The organism is Paracoccus mutanolyticus (assembly GCF_003285265.1).
GTDB lineage: Bacteria > Pseudomonadota > Alphaproteobacteria > Rhodobacterales > Rhodobacteraceae > Paracoccus > Paracoccus yeei.
In genome coordinates, this window is sequence record NZ_CP030239.1 from 2460675 (window position 1) to 2482948 (window position 22274).

Genomic DNA, 22274 nt, shown 5'->3' on the forward strand with positions numbered 1-22274 from the left:
CTGCGGGCAGCGATGGCGTCATGGCAGGCCCGCGTGTCGTGGATTGGCCGTGACCGTGGCCATGGCGCGGGGCAGGTCGTCCCACAGCCGCGCCAGGATCAGCGCACCCGCCAGCAGGCCCGAGGGAACGTAATCCGACGACAGGATGTCGAGATGCCCGGCCCGGGCCAGGTCGGCGGCCGAGACATTGCCCGAGTGCGACCCGCCCCGGATCAGGTTCGGCGCGCCCATCATCACCATGATGCCATGCGCGTGGCAGGCGGCCGCCGCCTCGGGGGTGGTCGGAAACTCGGCCAGCCGCGCCCCGTGCCGGGCCGAGACCGCAACCTGGTCCGCCGTGGTGTCGTCGTGGCTGGCCAGAACCGCGCCCAGCCGGTGCGCCACCGCAACCGCCGCCGCCTCATGCGCGTCGCCGTAGCGGTCGCGCAGGGCCCGCAGCCGTGCGACATGGTCGGCAAAGCCGGCGTCGTCCAGCTTGTACTTGCCCTGCACATATTGCGCCAGTTTCGAGATGTCGCGGAACTGGCGCTGGCCCGGCGTGTGATCCATCAGGCTGATGATGCCCACGCGATCCTGGGGCCCGAACTCGTCCAGTTCGGCGATCAGGGTTTCGGAGCAGACCTCGGCGCGCAGGTGCAGAAGGTGGCTGATCCGCAGCGCCTTGCGCTCGCGCAGCGCGATCAACTCATGCGCCAGTTCACGGGCGTATTTCTGGTAATCCTGGTCCGGCCCGTCGTTCCAGATCGAGCCGACGCGCCGCGTGAACACCGTCTTCGATGTCGCTGCCGGCCAGTTCCGCGTCATGCCAGGCATTGCGGCGGCGTGGGGCCAGTCGACGCCCGGGCGGGGCCGGATGTGGCGTTCCAGGTTGTCGGTGTGCAGCTCCACCAGCCCCGGGGCCAGATAGTCGCCGCCCATGTCCAGCGCGCCGGGCGGCACCCTGTCCCCGGGCAGGATCTCGGCGATGGTCCCGTCGCTGAGCGAGACGGCGCCCCGGAGGACCGTATCGGCAAGGATCAGGCGGGCATTGGCAAGGATGGTCATGGCTGTCTTTCGAAACGGGCCCGTTCAGGCGCAAAGGGCGTCGACCCAGCGGGGCACGATGACGGTGGCAGGCCCGATCAGCCGTTCGTCGAAGTCGCGGCTGTTGACCGAGGTGGCCAGGTTCAGCTCAATCGTGCGCGCCCCCATGCGGCGGGCGTGCTGGGCCAGCCCCGCCGCCGGATAGACCTGCCCCGAGGTGCCGATGGCCGCGAACAGCTCGGCGTTCTCGACCGCCTGCCAGATCCGTTCCATGTGATAGGGGATTTCCCCGAACCAGACGATGTCGGGGCGCGTCGCCTGCTTGCCGCAAGCCGGACAGGCATCCAGCGAGCGCATGACCAGCGAGGCCGGCCAGCGATGCCCGCAGGCCGCGCAAAGCGCGCCCAGCAGGCTGCCGTGCATGTGGATCACGTTGGCCGACCCGCCGCGTTCGTGCAGGTCGTCCACGTTCTGGGTGATCAGCGTCAGGTCGTGGTGCCGCCCCAGCCGCGCCAGCGCCCGATGCGCGGCATTGGGCTGGGCGCGGGCCGCGTCGCCGCGGCGCATGTTGTAGAAGCGGTGCACCAGCACCGGGTCGCGGCGAAACCCCTCGGGCGTCGCCACGTCCTCGATCCGGTGCTCTTCCCAAAGCCCGTCGGTTGCGCGGAAGGTCCTGATCCCGCTTTCGGCCGAAATTCCGGCGCCGGTCAGAACGGCGATGCGCATGGATGTCTCAGTTCGAGCAATAGGCCTCGGCGGTGGCGGCGAAGTTCTTGTAGCGCGCCCAGAAGGCATTGTCCGCATCGCTTTTCGACATGCGGATTTCCTGCGCCTCGTCGGCGTTGCGAAACAGCCGGGCGGCGCGGCGCTGGTCGGACCGCGACAGGGTCTGGTTCGCGACCTGCTGGATGCAGCCGCACAGCCGGGGGCTTGCGGCGCGTTCGGATCGGATGCATGCGGAATCGATCGGTCCCGCCACGGCAAGCGGCGTGGTCAGCGCCACCGCGGCCGCGGCGATCATCAGGCGGTTCATCATCTCTGTCTCCTCGGCTCTGGCCTGCATGCGGCGGGGTTGGCCCCCTTTGCTGCCGCTTGTTGGTCCGGCGACTCTAGCAGAAGGGCGGCTTCGCCTCAATCGCGGGGCGCCTCAAGCATTGGCGCGGGGCAGGGGGCGGGACGCAAGATGTGCCGCCGGCGCATTGCGCGCCGCGTCTGCAGGCGAATCGCGCGCGATCCCGGCTTTCGCCGGGCCGCGATCCGGCCTATAGCACCGTCGCGGGCGCGGGCGCCGCAGTTTCCCCAGATCGAGGTCGGGCGAATGGTCTGCGCAAACTTTCGTGCGGCGATGCTGATGGTCGTCTCGATGGTGCTGTTCGCCTTCGAGGACATGTGCATCAAGCTGCTGACGGCGACGCTGCCCTATGCCCAGGTGCTGGGCATGATCGGGCTTCTGGGCTGGTTCAGCTTCTGGATCATGCTGCGGCGGCAGGGCGGGCGGCTCTGGACGCGGGCGCTGCTGGACCCGCTGGTCCTGCTGCGCAACCTGGCCGAGGCGGTGGGCTCGATCGGCATCGTCGTGGCCCTGGCGCTGACCGAGCTGTCCTCGACCTCGGCCATCATGCAGGCGCTGCCTTGGCCATCGTGCTGGGCGCGGCGCTGTTTCTGGGCGAGCCGGTGGGCTGGCGGCGCTGGTCGGCGATCATCGCGGGCTTTCTGGGTGTGATCCTGGTCATCCGGCCGGGCCTGGCCGGATTCCAGCCGGTGTCGCTGATGGCGGTGGTCGCGGTCCTGGGCCTGGCGGCGCGCGACCTGGCGACGCGGCGCATTCCGCGCGGCATCCATTCGATGCAGCTGGCGGCCTCGGCCTTCTTCGCGATCTTCGTCGCCGCGGTCCTGATGGGGCTGGTCATGGGCCAGCGCCCGGTCCTGCCGGACGTCCGGGAATGGCTGATCCTGGCGGGCTGCATGGCGGTCGGCATCGGCGGCTACAGCTTGCTGGTCACGGCGACCCGCCTGGGCGAAGCGTCGGCGCTGGCGCCCTTCCGCTATGCCCGGCTGGTCTGTGCCCTGATCCTGGCGCTGATCGTCTTTGGCGAACGGCCCGACTCCCTGACCCTGACCGGCGCCGCGATCATCGTCGGCTCGGGCTGCTACGCCATGCTGCGCGAAGCGCGCCTGCGCCGGACCCAGTTGCGCGCCGCCGGCATGTCCCCGCGCTGAACCCTCTTTCCGCAACGCCAAAGCCCGAGTATAGCCCGGCCATGACCGACCTTGATCTTATCCGCAACTTCTCGATCGTGGCCCATATCGACCACGGCAAATCCACGCTGGCCGACCGTCTGATCCAGATGACGGGCACGGTGGCCGAACGCGACATGAAGGCCCAGCTGCTGGACAGCATGGATATCGAGCGCGAGCGCGGCATCACCATCAAGGCCAACACCGTGCGCATCGAATATCCGGCGCGCGACGGGCGGACCTATGTGCTGAACCTGATCGACACCCCCGGCCACGTCGACTTCGCCTACGAGGTCAGCCGGTCCATGCGCGCGGTCGAGGGCAGCCTGCTGGTCGTCGATGCCAGCCAGGGCGTCGAGGCGCAGACGCTGGCCAACGTCTATCAGGCCATCGACGCGGGCCACGAGATCGTGCCGGTCCTGAACAAGATCGACCTGCCCGCCGCCGAGCCCGAGCGGGTCAAGGAGAACATCGAGGAGGTCATCGGCATCGACGCCTCGGACGCGCTGGAGATTTCGGCCAAGACCGGGCTTGGCATTCCCGACGTGCTGGAAGCCATCGTCACGCGCCTGCCGGCCCCCAAGGGCGACCGCAACGCGCCGCTCAAGGCCATGCTGGTCGACAGCTGGTATGATGCCTATCTGGGCGTCGTGGTCATGATCCGGGTCATGGACGGGGTCATCCGCAAGGGCGACCGCATCCGCATGATGCAGACGAACGCCGTCTACGGCATCGACAAGCTGGCCGTGCTGAAGCCCGCAAAGGTCGACATTCCCGAGCTTCGCCCAGGTGATCGGCGTGCTGACCGCCTCGATCAGCAGCCGCGCACCGCGTCGCTGACACCATCACGCATGAGAAGAAGGGCACCGACACGCCGCTGCCGGGCTTCAAGCCCGCCCAGCCGGTGGTCTTCTGCGGCCTGTTCCCGGTCGACGCCAACGATTTCGAGGCGCTGCGCGACGCCATCGAGAAGCTGGCCCTGAACGACGCATCCTTCAGCTATGAGATGGAGACCTCGGCCGCGCTGGGCTTCGGCTTCCGCTGCGGCTTCCTGGGACTGCTGCACCTGGAAGTGATCCGCGACCGGCTGGAACGCGAATACGACCTGGACCTGATCACCACCGCGCCTTCGGTGGTCTTCAAGCTGCACATGCGCGACGGAGAGGTGCGCGACCTGCACAACCCCGCCGACATGCCCGACCTCACCCATGTGGATCATATCGAGGAGCCGCGCATCAAGGCCACGATCATGGTCCCCGACGAATACCTGGGCGACGTGCTGAAGCTGTGCCAGGATCGGCGCGGCATCCAGCTGGACCTGACCTATGCCGGCAACCGCGCGATGGTGGTCTATGACCTGCCGCTGGCCGAGGTGGTCTTCGATTTCTACGACCGGCTGAAATCCGTGACCAAGGGCTATGCCAGCTTCGACTATCAGATCAGCGAATACCGCGAGGATTACCTGGTCAAGATGTCGATCCTGGTCAACGACGAGCCGGTGGACGCGCTGTCGATCATGGTCCACCGCGACCGGGCCGAGTCCCGCGGCCGGGCGATGGTCGAAAAGCTCAAGGAGCTGATCCCGCGCCACATGTTCAAGATCCCGATCCAGGCGGCAATCGGCAGCCGGGTCATCGCCCGCGAAACCCTGTCCGCGATGCGCAAGGACGTGACGGCGAAATGCTATGGCGGCGATGCCACCCGGAAAAAGAAGCTTCTGGAAAAGCAGAAGGCCGGGAAAAAGAAGATGCGCCAGTTCGGCAAGGTCGAAATCCCGCAGACCGCCTTCATCCAGGCGCTCAAGATGGACAACTAGGCGCAGGGGCGGGGCGATCCCGCCCCTTCTTCGTCAAGGCCGTCTTCGTCAGTTCCGGGGCGAATCGCCGTGATGGCTGCTCAGCTCCTCGATATGGCTCAGGTCGCCGGGACGATGGGTGGCCTTGTTCCAGACCCAGGTGACTGCCCAGAGCACGATGCCGATGCCCAGCAGCCAGGCCGCGACGCGATACTGCTCCATCTGGGCGGCGCTGCGGGCCCAGGGGCCGGCCAGGAACAGGCAGGTCGCCGCGCCGATCCAGGGCAGAATGCGGGGCGTGCGAAAATGCTCATGCTCGACCCGGTGCTTGCGCAGGACCAGCAGTGCGATGTTCACGATGGTGAAGACGCACAATAGCAACAGCGCCGTCGTCCCCCCAAGCAGGCTGACCGCCGTAGCGTCCGAGCGCGTGACCACGAAATAGATCAGGCCGAAGGCCAGTGCGGTGGTGAACAGGATCGCGACCCAGGGCGTCCGGCTGCGGTGGTGGACCAGCCCCAGCGCATGGGGCAGGACGCGCTGGCGCGCCAGCCCGTAAAGCAGGCGGCTGGCCATCAGCATGTTGATCAGCGCCGAGTTCGCGACCGCGAACATGCCGATGAACGGAAAGATCCTGTCGAAGGGAAGGTTCGGCGCGCCTGCCCGCACGACCTGCGTCAGGGCCGAGCCGTTGTCGGGATTGGACAGCTCGCCCACGGGAACCAGCGCCACCGCGCAGATTGCCACCAGCACATAGGTGACCGCGGAGAGCGCGGCGGGCTGACGAGTGCGGAGAAGGACCGGATCAAGGAACTGGAACGCGAGGTGCGGGAGCTTCGCACCGCCAATGAGATCCTGAAGAAGGCCAGCGCATATTTCGCTGCGGCGGAGCTCGACCGCCCGTTCCGCAAATGATCGGAAGATCATCACCTCGGTGAAATCGGCCCGGCCCTGCGCCATCGCATAAAAGCCGATCATGATGATCATCAGCAGGCCCGACAGCTCGACACAGGTCAGCACCACGTTGGCCTTGACGCTTTCGCCGACGCCGCGCAGGTTGATCGCCGCGACCAGCGCCATGAAGCCCAGCGCGATCAGCAGGATGCCCGTGCTGCCGTCGGAAAAGCCCAGCCGAAGCCGTCGTTCAGAAAGCCCGCGAAGGCGTTCGAGGCCGTCGAGGCCGAGGTGATGCCCGAACACATCACTGTGAAGGCCACGATGAAGGTCAGGAAATGCACGCCAAAGGCGCGGTGCGTGTAAAGCGCGGCGCCGGCGGCCTGAGGATAGCGCGTCACCAGTTCCAGATAGGACAGCGCCGTGATGGTCGCGACCGCAAAGGCGATCAGGAAGGGGGCCCAGGCGGCGCCCCCGACCTCTCCGGCGACGGTGCCGGTCAGGGCATAGACCCCGGTGCCCAGGATGTCGCCGACGATGAACAGCAAAAGCAGCTTTGGCCCCATGACCCTTTTCAGTTCGGGCTGGTGCGGGGCAGCGGTCGTGGCCGTCATGGTGTCCCCCTGACTGGACGTTGCATGACCACTACGTTCCCGCCGATGGCTTTGTTCCACAAGCTGTTTGATGCGGCCCCCCGGGCGATGCGGGGTGTCCTGTGGCAGGAGAGGGCGCGGGTGTCTCCGGCCCGCGCCCTCCTGAGTCGCTCGTTCACACCCCACCACAAGCATGGCCGAGCAACTTCCCTGGAACCTGAACCAGCGGCCCATACTGCCCTTTGGAGGAAAGGTCGTCGAGGACCGTAATCCAGAAAACTGTCACGGTACCGCGTCCGGCGCGTGCCCCCTTCGTGTCGCAGCCAAGGCCCTCATGTCCAGGCCGAACCGTTTAACCCAGGCCAGCTTACACCATCCTTGCAGGAATATGCATGATTGATCTGACCTGACGTTGCCCTGACCGAAACTCGTGATCCCAGGCTGTACCAGGAATGTTACTGTCTGGAAGCTTCCCCAGCGTCAAGGGACATCTGGATGGGGGTTCTTTTGTCTGCGTGAAGGCGCCTGCGGCCCGGCGGGACTGCGCTGCCCTTTCTGGGGCCCGCATGGCATTTGCCGTTGCCTGCCCCGGCCTGCGGGGCTATCGCAGGCGAAAAAGGGGCGCGCAAGGGATGAGCTTCAACAGTTTCGGCCGGGTCTTTACCTTCACCACCTGGGGCGAAAGCCACGGGCCGGCCTTGGGGGCGACGGTGGACGGGTGCCCGCCGGGGGTGGCCTTGGACGAAGGCTTCATCCAGCGGTTTCTGGACCGGCGCCGGCCGGGGACGTCGAAGTTCACCACCCAGCGGCAGGAGCCGGACCAGGTCCGCATCCTGTCGGGCACCTTCGAGGGGCGCACCACCGGCACGCCGATCCAGCTGATGATCGAGAACACCGACCAGCGCAGCAAGGATTATGGCGAGATCGCCCAGGCCTTCCGCCCGGGCCATGCCGACATCGCCTATCACCTGAAATACGGGATCCGGGACTATCGCGGCGGCGGGCGCTCCAGCGCGCGGGAAACGGCCGCGCGGGTGGCGGCGGGGGGCGTGGCGCAGGCGGTGCTGCGCGACCTGGTCCCGGGTCTGCGGTCACCGGTATATGGTCCAGATGGGAGTGCTGCACCTGGACCGCTCGCGCTTCGACGCGGACGAGATCGGCAACAACCCGTTTTTCCTGCCCGACGCCCAAGCGGTTCCCCAGTGGGAGGATTATCTGAACGCCATCCGCAAGGACCAGACCAGCGTCGGCGCGGCGATCGAGGTGCTGATCCAGGGCTGCCCACCAGGCTTGGGCGCGCCGGTCTATGCCAAGCTGGACACCGATCTGGCGGCGGCGATGAAGGTGTGGCGCAGATCGTGAATGCGCGCTTGGGCATGGGCGCCGCGCGCCGTCCAGCCGAGGTCGCCTCGAGATCCGCATGGGCAATGAAGGCCCCCGGTTCCTGTCGAACCACGCCGGCGGCATCCTGGGCGGCATCTCGACCGGGCAGGACATCGTGGTGCGCTTCGCGGTCAAGCCGACCAGCTCGATCCTGACGCCGCGCCAGACCATCAACCAAAGGGGCGAGGAGATCGAGCTGATCACCAAGGGCCGCCACGACCCCTGCGTCGGCATCCGCGCCGTCCCCATCGCCGAGGCCATGGCGGCCTGCGTGATTCTGGATCACCTGATGCTGGACCGGGCGCAGACCGGCGGCGTTCGGGGAACCATCGGCTGATTTCCAAAGTTTTTTCCGCGATCCGTTAAGAACCGTTAACGGATCGCGCATTGTCGCACTCTTGTCACATTCCAGTCGCATAAGCGTCGCAGCCCGGCACTAGAGCGTCGGGCAGGCCGATCCCGGCCCCCAAGGAACTGTCAGGAGTGATCCTATGAAATCCGCGAAACTCGCCGTGTCGGCACTTGCCATGATCGCCGCATCGGCGACGCTTGCCTCGGCCCGCGACCAGATCCAGGTCTCTGGCTCGTCCACCGTGCTGCCCTATTCGACCATCGTGGCCGAAGCCTTCGGCGAAAACTCCGACTTCCCGACGCCGGTCGTGGAATCGGGCGGGTCGTCGGCCGGCCTGAAGAAGTTCTGCGAAGGCGTGGGCGAAAACACCATCGACATCGCGAACGCCTCGCGCCCGATCAAGGAATCGGAAATCGAGGCCTGCAAGGCTGCCGGCGTGACCGACATCATGGAAGTCCGCATCGGCTATGACGGGATCGTCTTTGCCAACGACACCGCCGGCCCGGACTTCGCCTATACCGCTGCCGACTGGTTCAACGCGCTGGCCGCCCAGGTGGTCAAGGACGGCAAGGTCGTCGCGAACCCCTATACCAAGTGGAACGAGATCCGCCCGGAACTGCCCGATCAGGAAATCCTGGCCTTCGTTCCCGGCACCAAGCACGGCACCCGCGAAGTGTTCGAGGAAAAGGTGATCCTGGCCGGTTGCAAGGAGTCGGGCGCGCAAGAGGTTCTGGTCAAGGAACTGGGCGAGGAGAAGGGCGAGGAAGCCTGCGGGGCGCTGCGCACCGACGGCAAGTCGGTCGACATCGACGGCGACTATACCGAGACGCTGGCCCGCATCCAGTCGGCCAAGAACGGCATCGGCGTCTTTGGCCTGTCCTTCTATGAAAACAACACCGACAAGCTGAAGGTCGGCACCTTCGGTGGCGTCGCCCCCTCGACCGAGACCATCGCCAAGGGCGAATATCCGGTGTCGCGTCCGCTGTTCTTCTACGTCAAGAAGGCGCACCTGGGCGAGATTCCCGGCCTTGAGGAGTTCGTCCAGTTCTTCGTCTCGGACGAGATCGCCGGTCCCGAGGGCCCGCTGGCCGCCTATGGCCTGGTCGCCGACCCGGAACTGGCCGCCACGCAGGAAGCCGTGGCCGCCGGCAAGACGCTGACGAACTGAGCCCTTGGGGCGCGGAGCCAAGGCTCCGCGCCTTTCTCCTGTCCCTCCCCATCCGAGGCTCACATGCCCGTCACCTGGACTCTTCTGATCGTCCTGGCCCTGGCAGCCGCCGGTTTCTACCTTGGCCGCTCGCGCGCTCTTGCCGCAGCCCAAGGCGACAGCCGCAAGCTGCATTCGCGCACCAGCTATTATGGCTGGAACATCGCCCTGTTCACCGCTGTGCCCGCCCTGTTTCTGATCGCCATCTGGAGCTTTGCGCAGCCCGACGTCAATCGCACGGTCCTGGCGGGCGTCGCCCTGATCCTGGCCGCCGCGGGCATGGCCTGGTCGCTGTCGCGCACCGCACCCGATTTCCGGGCCCGCAACGTGGTCGAGACCTTCGTCCGCTTCCTGCTGATCCTGTGCTCCAGCATCGCGATCCTGACCACCGCCGGGATCGTGCTGTCGATGCTGTTCGAGACCGGGCATTTCTTCCAGCAATACCCCTGGCAGGACTTCCTGTTCGGCACCACCTGGTCGCCCCGCTTCGGCGGCGGCTCGCAACTGGGCATCCTGCCGCTGGTCTGGGGCACGCTTTACATCTCGCTGATCGCGCTGGCCGTCTCGATCCCGATCGGGCTGTTCGCGGCGATCTACATGTCGGAATATGCCTCGCCCCGCCTGCGCAGCATCGCCAAGCCCGCCATCGAGGTGCTGGCCGGCATCCCGACCATCGTCTACGGCCTGTTCGCGCTGATCACCGTGGGCCCGATGCTGCGCGACTATTTCGCCCAGCCGCTGGGCCTGGGCAGCTCGGGGTCGTCGGTGATACGGCGCGTCGGCAAGGAGCCCATCCATGACCGTGAAGTCCTCGATCTCGCTCAGCGACGAACATCACGCCTTTGCCCGCGAGCGGTGCGGACGGCGCGCTGGTCCTCGGTCACGCCCTCGGAAAGTGCGCAAGGTTGGTTCTGCCCGCCGCCCTGCCGGGCATCGTCGGCGCCGTCCTGCTGGCCGCCAGCCGCGCCATCGGCGAGACCATGATCGTCGTGCTGGGTGCCGGCGCGAGCGCCCGATGAGCCTGAACCCCTTTGGTCGATACAACGACGTCAAGATCGTCAGCCAGCTGACTGGCGACACCGATTTCGCCGCGCCCGAGACGCTGGTGGCCTTTGCCCTGGGGATCACGCTTTTCATCGTCACGCTGGGGCTGAACATCGTCGCGCTCTACATCGTGCGCAAATACCGGGAGCAGTACGAATGACCGAGGCAAGCTTTCCCGCCGCCGCGCCCCATGCGCAGGGTTCGCTGCTGGCCGCAGACGAGCGCACGCGCAAGCGCAACGCCGCCGAGGCCCGGTTCCGCGCCTATGGCCTGTCCGCCATCGCCATTTCGATGATCGCGCTGGTCGTGCTGCTGTTCTCGATCTTCTCGGACGGCATCGGCGCGTTCCGCCAGACCTATCTGGAAATCCCGGTGACCCTGGACGCGGCCCAGCTGGACAAGTCCGGCAACCGCGACCCCGAGGAGATCAGGAAGGTCCTGACCCTGACCTATGGCAAGATCCTGGAGCAGTCGCTGCGGACGGTGATCGCCGACAAGGGCATTGCGGTCGAGGGGCTGACCGACAAGGACGTGTCGACCCTGATCTCGAAAGAGGCGCCGGCGCAACTGCGCAACCGCGTGCTGTCCGACCCCGAACTGGTTGGACAGACGGTCCAGGCGCGGGTGCTGACCAATGGCCGGATCGACGGCTATTACAAGGGCCGCGTCACCATGGAAAGCGCCGCGCGCGACGCCAACACCTCGGTCGCGCAGCTGCAGCTTGCCAATGCGCTCAAGGATCAGGGGCTGCTGGCCACGGAATGGAACTGGTCGTTCCTGACCATGCCCGACAGCTCGGACCAGCGCCCCGAATCGGCGGGCGTCGGTGTCGCCATCCTCGGCTCGCTCTACATGATGCTGGTCGTGCTGTTCCTGGCCGTCCCCATCGGCGTCGCCGCCAGCATCTATCTTGAGGAATTCGCCCCCAAGAACCGGCTGACCGATATCATCGAGGTGAACATCTCGAACCTGGCCGCGGTGCCGTCCATCGTCTTCGGTATCCTCGGCCTGGCAGCCTTCATCAACTTCGCCGGCCTGCCGCAGTCGGCGCCCATCGTGGGCGGCCTGGTGCTGACGCTGATGACGCTGCCGACCATCATCATCGCGACGCGCGCCGCGCTCAAGGCGGTGCCGCCCTCGATCCGCGACGCGGCGCTGGGGGTGGGGGCGTCCAAGATGCAGTCGGTGTTCCACCACGTCCTGCCGCTGGCGCTGCCGGGCATCCTGACCGGGACCATCATCGGCTGGCCCAGGCCCTGGGCGAAACCGCGCCGCTTCTGCTGATCGGCATGGTCGCCTTCGTCAAGAACTTCCCGGCCGCCCCGCCCGAGGGGCTGTTCGATCCCGCGTCGGCCCTGCCGGTTCAGGTCTACAACTGGACCCAGCGCGCCGACCCCGCCTTCATGGAGCGCGCCTCGGGCGCCATCATCGTGCTGCTGGTCTTCCTGCTGTCGATGAACCTTATCGCCATCTTCCTGCGCCGCAAATTCGAGCGCCGCTGGTAAACCCGGAAGGAGTTACCAATTATGAACGACATGAGCATTGTGGAGCGCGGCGTGACGCAGCAGGAGATCAAGATTTCGGCCCGCAAGGTGCAGGTCTATTACGGCGACAAGCACGCCATCAAGGATGTCGACGTGGACATCCTGGACAAGACCGTCACCGCCTTCATCGGGCCGTCGGGCTGTGGCAAGTCCACCTTCCTGCGCTGCCTGAACCGGATGAACGACACCATCGACATCAGCCGGGTCGAGGGCAAGATCACGCTGGACGGCGAGGACATCTACGACCGCCGCGTCGACCCGGTGCAGCTGCGCGCCAAGGTCGGCATGGTGTTCCAGAAGCCGAACCCGTTCCCCAAGTCGATCTATGACAACGTGTCCTATGGCCCGCGCATCCACGGCCTGGCGCGCAACCGCGCCGAACTGGACGAGATCGTCGAAAAGGCGCTGCGCGGCGCCGCGCTTTGGAACGAGGTCAAGGACCGGCTGCAGGACCCGGGCACCGGGCTTTCGGGCGGCCAGCAGCAGCGCCTGTGCATCGCCCGCGCCGTGGCGACCCAGCCCGAGGTGCTGCTGATGGACGAGCCCTGCTCGGCGCTGGACCCCATCGCGACCGCCCAGGTCGAGGAGCTGATCGACGAATTGCGTTCGCAGTTCTCGGTCGTGATCGTGACCCACTCGATGCAGCAGGCCGCCCGCGTCAGCCAGAAGACCGCCTTCTTTCACCTGGGCAATCTGGTGGAATACGGCAGCACCGACGACATCTTCACCAATCCGCGCGATCCGCGGACGGAAAGCTACATCTCGGGCCGCATCGGCTGAGCCTGAAGGGGATCTGACATGAACACCGAACGTCATATCCTGTCGGCCTTCGACAGGGATCTGGAAACCGTGCAGGCGCTGGTCGTCAAGATGGGCGGCATGGTCGAAAGCGCCATCCACGACGCCGCCAATGCGCTTGAAAACCGCGACGAGGAACTGGCCGAGGCCGTGCGCCGCCGCGACAGCGCCATCGACCAGCTGGAAACCCAGATCAACGAAGAGGCCGCGCGGCTGATCGCCCTGCGCGCGCCCCGCGCGACCGACCTGCGCACCGCGCTGACCGTCATCAAGATCTCGGCCATCCTCGAGCGGGTGGGCGATTACGCCAAGAACATCGCCAAGCGCAGCCATGTCCTGGTCCACATGCCGGCCGTCGAGGGCGCGGGCATGGCGCTGCGGCGCATGTCCTCGACCGTCGAGGGGATGATGAAGGACGCGCTGGACAGCTATATCCAGCGCGATGCGGCGCTGGCCGCCGACGTCCGCCGGCGCGATCTGGAAGTCGACCAGATGTACAACGCCCTGTTCCGCGAATTCCTGACCTACATGATGGAAGACCCGCGCAACATCACGCCCTGCATGCACCTGCATTTCATCGCCAAGAACATCGAGCGGATGGGCGATCACGCGACCGGGATCGCCGAGCAGGTGATCTATCTGGCCACCGGCGAACTGCCCGACGACGCCCGCCCGAAAAGCGAAAGCGTTACCCGGGCCAATCTGAACGAAGGCGAGGACTGAGCGATGGCCCAGGCGCAACCCTGTGTTTTGGTCGTCGAGGACGAGGGCGCGCAGCGCGAGGTTCTGAAATACAACCTCGAATCCGAAGGCTTCTCGGTCGTTATGGCCGAGAACGGCGACGAGGCCATGCTGCTGGTTGCCGAGGAACAGCCCGACCTGATCGTGCTGGACTGGATGCTTCCCAACATCTCGGGGATCGAGATCTGCCGTCGCGTCAAGGCCGACCCCCAGACGCGCCAGATCCCGATCATCATGCTGTCGGCCCGCTCCGAAGAGGTGGACCGGGTGCGGGGGTTGGAAACCGGTGCCGACGACTATGTGGTCAAACCCTATTCGGTCGTCGAACTGATGGCGCGGTTGCGCACCCAACTGCGCCGCACGCGCCCCGCCTCGATGGGTGAACGGCTGAGCTTTGGAGACATCATCCTGGATGCGGGCGAACACCGAGTGTTTCGCGGCGGCCAAGCCCTGCATTTGGGACCGACCGAATTCCGCCTGCTGTCGACGCTGATGGAGAAACCGGGCCGCGTCTGGACGCGCGAGCAGCTTCTGGACCGGGTCTGGGGCCGCGACATCTATGTGGATACCCGCACCATCGACGTGCATGTGGGACGCCTGCGCAAGGCTCTGATGGCTCACGGCGGTGACAACCCGGTGCGCACCGTGCGCGGAACAGGATACGCGCTGGGGTGACGGACGCCCGGGCGACGGTCGAGACCGCCGCCCGGGGCCTTCCTATTGCTGTTCCAGCAGGTCGGTGATGCGGCGCACGGCGACGCGGCGGTTCTCGCGCTCGGCCCCGTCGGTCGGAACCAGCAGGAACTGTTCGCCATAGCCTTGCACCACCATGTTTTCCGGCGGCACCTGATAGTATTCCGTCAGCGCGAGCGCGACCGATTCGGCGCGGCGATCCGACAGCGCCAGGTTTTCCGCGCTGGAGCCGACCGCGTCGGTATAGCCCTCGATCATGTAGACCTCGTTCGGGTTCTGGTCGATCGAATCGCGGATCACCTTGCCCAGCGAAGCCAGTTGTTCCGCTTGCGAAGCCGCCAGCGCGGCCGAGCCGCTGTCGAAGGTCACCTGCGGCAGGTTCACCGGCGCCACCAGCGAGCGCACCTCGGGGATGTCGCGGATCTGGCCCAGCGTAAAGCGACGATCGGCCGCGCTTTCCTGCAGCAGGGCGTTGCGCAGTTCCGTCTCGTTCAGCGGTCGGGTGGTGTATTCGACCGGAACCGGCGCCGGCAGGGTCGAGATCTGGACTGGCCGCACCTCGGTGTTGCTGATCAGACGGGTTTCCGTTCCGTTCGGATGGATCAGGGTGCGGCGCAGGATGTTCATGTCCGCATCGCGGATCGTCACCACCCGGCTGCCATCGGCACGCAGCACTGTTGTCCGGGTCGAGCCGTCGGCGAATTGCTCGGTCTGCACGTCCGAACCCGGACGGTAAAGCAGCGCGTTGTCGTCGCGGACGATCTGCTGGCTTCCGTCGGGCAGGGTCAGCACCGCCCGGTCGCCGGTGTTCAGCGCGACCTGGCGATTGCCGGACAGCATCTTGCCGACCGCAAAACCGGCGGCGCCTGCCAGCAGAAGTTTCGCGATGTCGCTGCCGTTGTCGTCATCGTCGTCGCGGCGGGCCAGGTCACGCTCGCGCTCGTCCAGCCGGCGCTCATCCTCGCGCAACTGGCGCTCGCGGCGTTCCAGATCGCGCAACTCGGCAGGGCTCAGGTTGCGGCGGTCGCCGGGGCGGAGCCCATCCCTGATTCGGGTGCCGAAGTCCTGGTCCGAGCGTCGGATGTTCTGTTCGGTGATCCGGCGCTTGATGACATTCTCCTGCGACTGGCGTTCGGCGGCGGCGGCCAGAGCCGCTGCCTTGGGCGGCGCGCTGCGTTCCGCCGCGCGTCGCGCAAGGTCGTTCGGCTTCACATCCGCCTCGGGCGCGCGCAGGCGGATCTCGCCATTGCTGCGCTGCAACTGACGCTGCAACTCCTCGCGGGTGCGGGGACGTTCGGGCGCTTCCGTGTCACTGGGTCGGCGCGGGTCAAGCGCTTGCTGGTTGCGCGCGGGCCGGGGGGCAGGCTGCTGCCCTTCGCGCTCGCGCTGCTCCATGACATTGCGAAGCGCGCTGGCATCCATCGGCGCCGGGCGCTGTTCGCGCGCACCGGGGGCCTGCTGGCCGTCGCGATTGGCCGCGCGCGGCGGCGGGTTTTCACGACCTTCGCCACGCTGAGGCGCCGCGGGGCGGTTCTGCGGCGCCTCCGCACGCTTCGGGGCAGGGCGAGACGCCTGCTGTTCGGGACGCGCCTCCCGCTCGGCGCGGCTTGGTCCGCCGGCCGGCGGGGGTCCGGACGGGGCTGTTCGCGGGACGGGCGCGCATCATCACGCTGGCCCTGCGCGGCGCGCGGGGCCGGTGCGTCGTCTCCTGCGCGGCGGGGCTGGGCATCCCGGGCAGGCTGCTGCTGGCGCGGCTCGGCCTGCTGGCGCGCGCGTTGCTCTGCTGGGCTCGCGTTGCGCGGTTCGGCGGCTGGGCTTGGCGCTCGGGCTGCTGCGCAGGCTGCTTGCGGGGCGGCTGGCCCTCGCGCGCGGGCTGGCCCTGGGCACGTTGGGGCTGCTGTTCCGCCCGGGGGCGTTGCTGCTGGGCACGCTCAGCAGGTTGGGCGCGCTGCTGCTGGGCACGTTCAGGGGCCCGCTCTTGCTGGGCGCGTTCGGCCGGTTGTGCGCGCTGGGGCTGCCTTTCCTGGCGGTTCTGCGGCGCGGCTTGCTCCCGATGTTGCTGCTGGCGCTGTTGTTGTTGGCGCTGCTGCTGCTGTTTTTGCTGTTGCTGCTGCTGGCGTTCCTCGGCGCGGCGCTTCAGAAGCTCTGCCTCGCTCTGGGCCACGGCAAGCTGAGGCGACAGGATGCTGATGATGGCCACGATTGCAGTGGTCGTCTTGAAGATGCGACGCATGACGGTCCCTTTCCGCTGGACGCCTAGATACGCGTGCAAATCAACCATAACCGCCAGCCCCGGTTCCGGAACAAGGCCGTGACCGCCGCGTGAATGTGCGGAAATCTGCCAAGTGTCGGCGGCCCGGGTCAGCCTGTCACAAGCGCGATCCGGCCACCGGCCAGCCGCCTGACCTGACCCGCAAGCTCCAGCGACAGCAGGGCGGGGGCAAGGGTCGCGGCAGGCAGGCCCAAGTCGCGGATCAGCAGGTTTTCTTCGGTCGGGCTGGGGCTCAGCTTGGACAGGATGCGCGATTCAAGGCTGGCCGGGCCGCCGGCGTCCGAAGGCAGGGGCCGGGCTGGCGCCTCGCGCCGCATGGCGTGGCCCAGCTGGGCCAGGCGGCGGGCAACGGCCGCGGGTTGCAAGGCACCGGCCATGCCCTTGCGGGCTGGTGACGGGGCCGGTTCGGCGCTTTGCTGGACGGGCTGCGTGGGGGCAGGGTCGTGGTTCAGGGCCACCAGCACGTCGGCCGCGGCGCGGACCGGCAGCGCTCCGTCCCGGATCAGCGCATTGCACCCCGAGCGCGCGCGTCCATCGGATGGCCCGGCACCGCCATGACCTCGCGCCCCTGGTCCAGCGCCGCTTTGGCGGTAATCAGGCTGCCCGAGCGGTGCGCCGCCTCGACCACCACGACGGCCTGGGACAGGCCCGAGATGATGCGGTTGCGGGCCGGGAAGTGGCGCGCCACGGGTTCGGTCCCCGGGGGCTGTTCGGTGATCAGCAGGCCCGTGTCGCAGATCGCCTCGGCAAGCGCGGTATTCTCGGCCGGATAGATCATGTCGATGCCGCCCGCCATCACGGCGATGGTGCCGCTGGGCAGGGCGGCCTCGTGGGCCACGGTGTCGATGCCGCGCGCCAGCCCCGCGACCACGACCGCGCCGGCCTGGGCCAGTCCCGCCGCCAGGCCGCGCGCCATGCGAAGCCCCAGGGACGAGGCATTGCGCGCCCCGATCACGGCGACGGGCAGCCGTGCCCAGGACGCCGGCCTGACCCTTGATCCACAAGACGGGCGGCGCCTCGGCAAGCCGCGCAGCCGCGCGGGATGTCCGGGCGTCACAGGTCAGAGCTCGCTCCGGTGAATGCAGTAATGCGGGTGATCTATGCTGAGACCGCAGCGACAGGGCAGGGCGTTACCGACGGGGACAGACACAAAGCCGCCGACGAGGCTCGCAAAGTCTGCCTGGACGCTCATGTGCGGCCAGCAGCCGGTGAAAGGTCGCCGGCCCGACCTTGCGCGAGCGGATGAGGCGCAGGGCGGCAAGCCCGCCGCCGTTCTGGGCGACTGAATTGTGGTGGGGGTCGAAAGAAAGCGGTCGTGCCATCGTTTCATGCTCCTTGCCTCATCCGGCAATGGTGATGACACGGCAATGGTTAAGATTCGGTTAGCCGCGCAGGGAAGGTCCTGCGCGGCTGACAAGTCCCTGAAAACGATGAGGCTTCAGACGGCCGAGCCGCCGACCGTCAGCCCGCCGATCATCACCGTGGGCAGGCCCACGCCGACCGGAACCCATTGGCCCTGCTTGCCGCAGTTGCCGATTCCAGGGTCCAGCGACAGGTCGTTGCCGATGGCCTTGACCTGCTCCAGCGATGTGGCTCCGTCGCCGATCAGCGTGGCGCCCTGGATCGGGTCGCCGATCTGGCCGTTCCTGACGCGATAGGCCTCGGTGCAGGAAAACACGAACTTGCCGTTGGTGATGTCCACCTGCCCGCCGCCGAATCCCACCGCATAGATCCCGTCCCTGAGCCCGGACAGGATCGCGGCCGGGTCTTCGGACCCCGGCAGCATGAAGGTGTTGGTCATCCGCGGCATGGGCGCGTGGGCATAGCTCTGCCGTCGTCCGTTGCCGGTCGGTTCCACCCCCATCAGCCGCGCGTTCTGACGGTCCTGCATGTAACCGACCAGAATGCCGTCTTCGATCAGCACGTTGCGCCCGGGGGCCGAGCCCTCGTCATCGACCGAGATCGAGCCGCGCCGGTCCGGAATGGTGCCGTCGTCGATCACCGTGACTCCGGGGGCCGCCACCCGTTGGCCCAGCAGGCCGGCAAAGGCGGAATGGCCCTTGCGGTTGAAGTCCCCCTCCAGTCCGTGACCCACGGCCTCGTGCAGCAGGATGCCGGGCCAACCGGGGCCCAGGACCACGTCCATCACCCCGGCCGGGGCGGGGACCGAGCGCAGGTTGACCAGCGCGATCCGCAGTGCCTCGCGCACCTGGGCCTGCCAGTGCTCGGGCGCGATCAGCCCGTCCAGCGCCACGCGGCCGCCGCCGCCGGCATTGCCCGATTCGCGGCGGCTGTTCGATTCGACGATGACCGAGACGTTCAGCCGCGCCATCGGCCGGATGTCGGTGGCAAGCCCGCCCTCGGGGCGCAGGATCGCGATTTCCTGGACCGAGGTCGAGATGCTGGCCGAAACCTGCACCACGCGCGGGTCGAGCGCCCGCGCGAAGGCGTCGATTTCGCGCAGCAGCGCCACCCGGGCGGCAAGCTGATGCCCTCGGCCGGGTCGATCGCGGCGTAAAGCGGCGCCATCGGCCCCGAGGGCGGCAGCGCGAGCGTGCCGCCGCCGTCGCCCACGGCCAGGCGCACGGTCTGGGCGGCCTTCTTCAGCGCGGCTTCGTCGATCTCGGTCGAATGGGCATAGCCCGTCACCTCGCCCCGGACGGCGCGCAGGCCGAAGCCCTGCTCGGCGTCATAGCTGGCGGTGCGCAGCCGGCCGTCGTCGAAGGCCAGCGTCTCGGCGCCGAGCTTCCAGGAAAGCTCGCCGTCGTCGGCCCCGCCACCGCACCTTGCAGGATACGCAGGGCGCGGTCGCGGTCCAGATGGGTCTCGAAGGGCGAAAAAGCCAGGTCGGTCATCGGAAAGTCCTTTGCCAGGAAGCCTCGACTAGGGGTTTTTTGGTCACAAGTCGATAGGTATGACTTGCCCGTGCGGGGAAGATATGGTTGTCAACCTTATACCGATGCCGGCTTTCCGGGGTGGAGGACCCGGGGGGCTGGCGGCACAGTAGGCAACGGGATGGGATAATGGCAATTGCGACGATGCGCCGCGCATGGGCGGCGGTGACTGGCCTTGGACTGGCGGCGGTGGCGGGGGCTCCCGCCTGGGCGCAGGACGTGCTGGGCGAGCTGCCCGTGATCGGCAAGCCCCATGCCCGCGGCATGGGCTTCCAGCCCGCCTCGAGCCCGCTGGCCCATGACCAGCAATGGCTGGACCATTTCGTGCTGTACATCATCACGGCGGTGACGATCTTCGTCTGCCTGCTGCTGCTGATCTGCATTGTCCGTTACAACCGCCGCGCGAATCCTGTTCCGGCGCGCTTTACCCACAACACGCCGCTGGAAATCGCCTGGACGCTGGTGCCGGTTCTGATCCTGGTGGCCATCGGCGCCTATTCGCTGCCGGCTCTGTTCCGCAGCCAGGAGATGCCCAACAATCCCGACCTGGTCATCAAGGCCATCGGGCACCAGTGGTACTGGTCCTATGAATATCCCAACGACGGCGTGGCCTTCGACGCGCTGATGCTGGAAAAGGACGCCCTGGCCGAGGCCGGCTATGCCGAGGACGAATATCTTCTGGCGGCCGACAACCCGGTCGTGGTCCCTGTGGGCAAGACGGTGCTGGTCCAGGTGACGGCGACCGACGTGATCCACAGCTGGACCGTCCCCGCCTTTGCCGTCAAGCAGGATGCGGTGCCCGGTCGCATTGCGCAGCTGTGGTTCTCGGTCGACAAGGAGGGCGTGTTTTTCGGGCAGTGCTCGGAACTGTGCGGCATCAACCACGCCTACATGCCCATCGTCGTGAAAGCCGTGAGCCAGGAGAAGTACGACGCCTGGCTGGCCGGCGCGAAAGAGGAATTCGCCGCCGACGCATCGGATTACCTGCCCGCCCAGCCGATCCAGCTGGCCCGGGCGGAATAAGGACGCCCCGTGACCGACATCAACGCATATGAAGGGCCCGCCGAGGCCGGGTTCGGAGACTATGTCGCGCTGCTCAAGCCGCGCGTCATGTCCCTGGTGGTGTTCACGGCCTTTGTCGGGCTGCTGGTCGCGCCGGTGTCGATGAATCCCTTCGTGGCCTTCTGCGCGGTGCTGTTCATCGCGCTGGGGGGCGGGGCCTCGGGCGCGCTGAACATGTGGTACGACGCCGACATCGACGCCGTGATGAAGCGCACGGCGGGTCGGCCGGTGCCCTCGGGCCGGGTGCCCCCGGGCGATGCCCTGGCGCTGGGGATCGCGCTGTCGGGCCTTTCGGTGATGATGCTGGGTCTGGCGGCGAACTGGTTCGCGGCGGGCTTCCTGGCCTTTACCATCTTCTTTTATGCCGTGGTCTATACGGTCTGGCTGAAACGCTCGACCCCGCAGAACATCGTCATCGGCGGCGCGGCCGGGGCGTTTCCGCCCATGATCGGCTGGGCCTGCGCCACGGGCGGCATCGGGCTGGAATCGCTGCTGATGTTCGCGCTGATCTTCTTCTGGACACCGCCGCATTTCTGGGCGCTGGCGCTGTTCATGAAAGAGGATTACCACAAGGCCGGCGTTCCCATGCTGACCGTGACGCATGGCCGCGCGGCCACGCGGCGCCACATCTTTGCCTATACGCTGGTGCTGGCGCCCTTCGCGCTGTGGCTGGGCTTTACCTCGGTCGGCGGGCCGCTTTACCTGGCGGTTGCGGTGGTCCTGAACGCGCTGTTCATCCTGGGCGGCTGGCGCATCCTGCGCCGGACCGAGGACGAGGCCCAGGCCGACGGCTACAAGGTCGAAAAGGGCTATTTCCGCCTGTCGCTGTATTACACCTTCCTGCATTTCCTGGCCCTTCTGGTCCAGCATTGGCTTGGGGGATGGTGATGCTGCCAAGGGTCGAACACGAGTTGCACCACCGCCGCCGCAGCCGCAACGTCGGCCTTCTGGTCGTGCTGCTGGCCTTCGTGGCGCTGGTCTTCGGCCTGTCGGTGGTCAAGATCACCCAGGGCGACATGATGGAAGGGTTCGACCACCAGCCCCGCGCCTCGGTCCTGCCGCATGACCCGAACCCGCCGGCCCGCACTGCCCCCGTGGCCGCCCCCGGCACCCCCGGCGCCGAGCAGGGCGTCGGCACGTCACCGGGAGGAACGCCATGAGCACCCGGTCCAATGGCCGCACCGTCGCCATGCTGGCGGGCGTCGTCGTGGTGATGGGCGCGCTCAGCTGGGCGGCGGTGCCGTTCTACGACTGGTTCTGCCGCGTGACCGGCTATGGCGGCACGACCAACGTGGCCGCCCAGGGGTCGGACCACGTCCTGGACGAAACCGTGCGCGTCCGCTTCGATGCGAACGTCGATCCCGACATGGGCTGGACCTTCCGCCCGCTGCAGCACGACATGGTGCTGAAGATCGGCGAGAACGCCATTGCCTTCTACGAGGCGATCAACACCACCGACGAGCCCATCACCGGCACCGCGAGCTATAACGTGGCGCCCGACGTGGCCGGCTATTATTTCAACAAGATCCAGTGTTTCTGCTTTACCGAGCAGACCCTGCAACCCGGCGAGCGGATCGAGATGCCGGTCAGCTTCTTCGTCGACGCCGGCATCGTGGACGACCGCGACGCGGGCCGGGTCCGCGACATCACGCTTTCCTATACCTTCCATCGGACCAAGGAGCCCCGGCAGGCGGCGCTTCGGACCGGCACGGACGAGACCACGAACTGAGCAACACGACGC

17 protein-coding genes and 8 pseudogenes are annotated in these 22274 nt (G+C 67.2%); 17 read left to right on the plus strand and 8 right to left on the minus strand.

The genetic code is table 11. The features are described from left to right. Window positions 1–18: 18 nt before the first annotated feature. Genes DPM13_RS13355 through DPM13_RS13365 form a run of 3 tightly spaced genes read right to left on the minus strand, consistent with a single transcriptional unit; the run spans window position 19 to window position 2059 of the window. Window positions 19–1044: an alpha-D-ribose 1-methylphosphonate 5-triphosphate diphosphatase gene (locus DPM13_RS13355; RefSeq protein ID WP_112888197.1), complete on the minus strand. Its 1026-nt coding sequence runs from the start codon at window positions 1042–1044 to the stop codon at window positions 19–21. Window positions 1045–1068: 24 nt separating this feature from the next. Continuing rightward, window positions 1069–1749, minus strand: coding sequence for an NAD-dependent deacylase (locus DPM13_RS13360; RefSeq protein WP_112888198.1), 681 nt, complete (start codon window positions 1747–1749; stop codon window positions 1069–1071). A 7-nt stretch (window positions 1750–1756) separates the two neighbouring features. Then, complete coding sequence (locus DPM13_RS13365; RefSeq protein ID WP_088239180.1) at window positions 1757–2059, minus strand: hypothetical protein; 303 nt, start codon at window positions 2057–2059, stop codon at window positions 1757–1759. A 147-nt stretch (window positions 2060–2206) separates the two neighbouring features. On the opposite strand from DPM13_RS13365, the gene DPM13_RS26125 reads away from it, so the two are divergent. From DPM13_RS26125 to lepA, 3 genes and pseudogenes are all read left to right on the plus strand, one after another. After that, complete coding sequence (locus DPM13_RS26125) at window positions 2207–2746, plus strand: hypothetical protein (RefSeq protein ID WP_317616314.1); 540 nt, start codon at window positions 2207–2209, stop codon at window positions 2744–2746. After that, complete coding sequence (locus tag DPM13_RS26130; protein ID WP_317616448.1) at window positions 2665–3243, plus strand: DMT family transporter; 579 nt, start codon at window positions 2665–2667, stop codon at window positions 3241–3243. The genes DPM13_RS26125 and DPM13_RS26130 overlap by 82 nt, the downstream gene beginning before the upstream one ends. 41 nt (window positions 3244–3284) lie before the next feature. Beyond that, window positions 3285–5077: pseudogene (lepA, locus tag DPM13_RS13375) on the plus strand (translation elongation factor 4). A 48-nt stretch (window positions 5078–5125) separates the two neighbouring features. On the opposite strand, the gene DPM13_RS23570 reads toward lepA, so the two are convergent. Next, window positions 5126–5809: an APC family permease gene (locus tag DPM13_RS23570; RefSeq protein WP_223252023.1), complete on the minus strand. Its 684-nt coding sequence runs from the start codon at window positions 5807–5809 to the stop codon at window positions 5126–5128. Window positions 5810–5815: 6 nt separating this feature from the next. Here DPM13_RS23570 and DPM13_RS21025 point away from each other — a divergent pair. Continuing rightward, window positions 5816–5973: pseudogene (locus DPM13_RS21025) on the plus strand (transposase); the annotation flags it as partial. A gap of 177 nt (window positions 5974–6150) precedes the next feature. Here the strand turns inward: DPM13_RS21025 and DPM13_RS21030 are convergent. Beyond that, a complete protein-coding gene (locus tag DPM13_RS21030) occupies window positions 6151–6564 on the minus strand; it encodes an APC family permease (protein ID WP_189654681.1) in 414 nt (137 codons plus the stop codon). 611 nt (window positions 6565–7175) lie between these two features. Between DPM13_RS21030 and aroC the strand changes: the two are divergent. From aroC to phoB, 8 genes and pseudogenes are all read left to right on the plus strand, one after another. Then, window positions 7176–7890, plus strand: a pseudogene (aroC, locus tag DPM13_RS13385) (chorismate synthase); the annotation flags it as partial. A gap of 64 nt (window positions 7891–7954) precedes the next feature. Then, a pseudogene (locus DPM13_RS27165) lies at window positions 7955–8263 on the plus strand (chorismate synthase); the annotation flags it as partial. Window positions 8264–8417: 154 nt separating this feature from the next. Continuing rightward, window positions 8418–9446 (plus strand): substrate-binding domain-containing protein, encoded by a 1029-nt coding sequence (locus DPM13_RS13390; RefSeq protein WP_112888199.1) that lies wholly within the window; start codon window positions 8418–8420, stop codon window positions 9444–9446. Between the two features lie 63 nt (window positions 9447–9509). Then, window positions 9510–10689 (plus strand): annotated as a pseudogene (gene pstC, locus DPM13_RS13395) (phosphate ABC transporter permease subunit PstC). Next, a pseudogene (pstA, locus tag DPM13_RS13400) lies at window positions 10686–12034 on the plus strand (phosphate ABC transporter permease PstA). Before pstC ends, pstA begins: the two co-directional pseudogenes overlap by 4 nt. Before the next feature lie 21 nt (window positions 12035–12055). Further along, on the plus strand, window positions 12056–12853 hold the full coding sequence (gene pstB / locus DPM13_RS13405; RefSeq protein WP_028718328.1) for a phosphate ABC transporter ATP-binding protein PstB: 798 nt from the start codon (window positions 12056–12058) through the stop codon (window positions 12851–12853). A gap of 18 nt (window positions 12854–12871) precedes the next feature. Continuing rightward, window positions 12872–13594, plus strand: coding sequence for a phosphate signaling complex protein PhoU (phoU, locus tag DPM13_RS13410; RefSeq protein WP_080621990.1), 723 nt, complete (start codon window positions 12872–12874; stop codon window positions 13592–13594). Window positions 13595–13597: 3 nt separating this feature from the next. Next, window positions 13598–14287: a phosphate regulon transcriptional regulator PhoB gene (gene phoB / locus DPM13_RS13415; protein ID WP_112888200.1), complete on the plus strand. Its 690-nt coding sequence runs from the start codon at window positions 13598–13600 to the stop codon at window positions 14285–14287. Window positions 14288–14329: 42 nt separating this feature from the next. On the opposite strand, the gene DPM13_RS13420 is transcribed toward phoB, so the two are convergent. After that, window positions 14330–15727, minus strand: coding sequence for an OmpA family protein (locus tag DPM13_RS13420; protein ID WP_112888201.1), 1398 nt, complete (start codon window positions 15725–15727; stop codon window positions 14330–14332). Window positions 15728–16121: 394 nt separating this feature from the next. Between DPM13_RS13420 and DPM13_RS13425 the strand changes: the two genes are divergently transcribed. Continuing rightward, on the plus strand, window positions 16122–16565 hold the full coding sequence (locus DPM13_RS13425) for a hypothetical protein (protein ID WP_112888202.1): 444 nt from the start codon (window positions 16122–16124) through the stop codon (window positions 16563–16565). Between the two features lie 101 nt (window positions 16566–16666). On the opposite strand, the pseudogene dprA reads toward DPM13_RS13425, so the two are convergent. Together dprA and tldD are read right to left on the minus strand one after the other, a co-directional pair. Then, window positions 16667–17899: pseudogene (gene dprA / locus DPM13_RS27710) on the minus strand (DNA-processing protein DprA). 116 nt (window positions 17900–18015) lie between these two features. Continuing rightward, window positions 18016–19432: pseudogene (gene tldD, locus DPM13_RS13435) on the minus strand (metalloprotease TldD). A 168-nt stretch (window positions 19433–19600) separates the two neighbouring features. Here tldD and coxB point away from each other — a divergent pair. Genes coxB through DPM13_RS13455 form a run of 4 tightly spaced genes read left to right on the plus strand, consistent with a single transcriptional unit; the run spans window position 19601 to window position 22262 of the window. Continuing rightward, window positions 19601–20494 (plus strand): cytochrome c oxidase subunit II, encoded by an 894-nt coding sequence (gene coxB, locus DPM13_RS13440; RefSeq protein ID WP_260502667.1) that lies wholly within the window; start codon window positions 19601–19603, stop codon window positions 20492–20494. Window positions 20495–20503: 9 nt separating this feature from the next. Beyond that, a complete protein-coding gene (gene cyoE, locus DPM13_RS13445) occupies window positions 20504–21421 on the plus strand; it encodes a heme o synthase (protein ID WP_080621994.1) in 918 nt (305 codons plus the stop codon). Continuing rightward, on the plus strand, window positions 21421–21693 hold the full coding sequence (locus DPM13_RS13450) for a hypothetical protein (RefSeq protein ID WP_028718320.1): 273 nt from the start codon (window positions 21421–21423) through the stop codon (window positions 21691–21693). Before cyoE ends, DPM13_RS13450 begins: the two co-directional genes overlap by 1 nt. Further along, entirely contained in the window at window positions 21690–22262 is a 573-nt protein-coding gene (locus DPM13_RS13455; protein WP_080621995.1) for a cytochrome c oxidase assembly protein, read from the plus strand. The genes DPM13_RS13450 and DPM13_RS13455 overlap by 4 nt, the downstream gene beginning before the upstream one ends. Window positions 22263–22274: the final 12 nt, after the last annotated feature.

Bases quoted from the DNA above. Each gene is read 5' to 3' on its own strand.
- DPM13_RS13355 (WP_112888197.1), bottom strand. From the start codon at position 1,044: ATGACCATCCTTGCCAATGCCCGCCTGATCCTTGCCGATACGGTCCTC.
- DPM13_RS13360 (WP_112888198.1), bottom strand. From the start codon at position 1,749: ATGCGCATCGCCGTTCTGACCGGCGCCGGAATTTCGGCCGAAAGCGGG.
- DPM13_RS13365 (WP_088239180.1), bottom strand. From the start codon at position 2,059: ATGATGAACCGCCTGATGATCGCCGCGGCCGCGGTGGCGCTGACCACG.
- DPM13_RS26125 (WP_317616314.1), top strand. From the start codon at position 2,207: ATGTGCCGCCGGCGCATTGCGCGCCGCGTCTGCAGGCGAATCGCGCGC.
- DPM13_RS21030 (WP_189654681.1), bottom strand. From the start codon at position 6,564: ATGACGGCCACGACCGCTGCCCCGCACCAGCCCGAACTGAAAAGGGTC.
- DPM13_RS13390 (WP_112888199.1), top strand. From the start codon at position 8,418: ATGAAATCCGCGAAACTCGCCGTGTCGGCACTTGCCATGATCGCCGCA.
- pstB (WP_028718328.1), top strand. From the start codon at position 12,056: ATGAACGACATGAGCATTGTGGAGCGCGGCGTGACGCAGCAGGAGATC.
- phoU (WP_080621990.1), top strand. From the start codon at position 12,872: ATGAACACCGAACGTCATATCCTGTCGGCCTTCGACAGGGATCTGGAA.
- phoB (WP_112888200.1), top strand. From the start codon at position 13,598: ATGGCCCAGGCGCAACCCTGTGTTTTGGTCGTCGAGGACGAGGGCGCG.
- DPM13_RS13420 (WP_112888201.1), bottom strand. From the start codon at position 15,727: ATGGATGCCAGCGCGCTTCGCAATGTCATGGAGCAGCGCGAGCGCGAA.
- coxB (WP_260502667.1), top strand. From the start codon at position 19,601: ATGGCAATTGCGACGATGCGCCGCGCATGGGCGGCGGTGACTGGCCTT.
- DPM13_RS13450 (WP_028718320.1), top strand. From the start codon at position 21,421: ATGCTGCCAAGGGTCGAACACGAGTTGCACCACCGCCGCCGCAGCCGC.
- DPM13_RS13455 (WP_080621995.1), top strand. From the start codon at position 21,690: ATGAGCACCCGGTCCAATGGCCGCACCGTCGCCATGCTGGCGGGCGTC.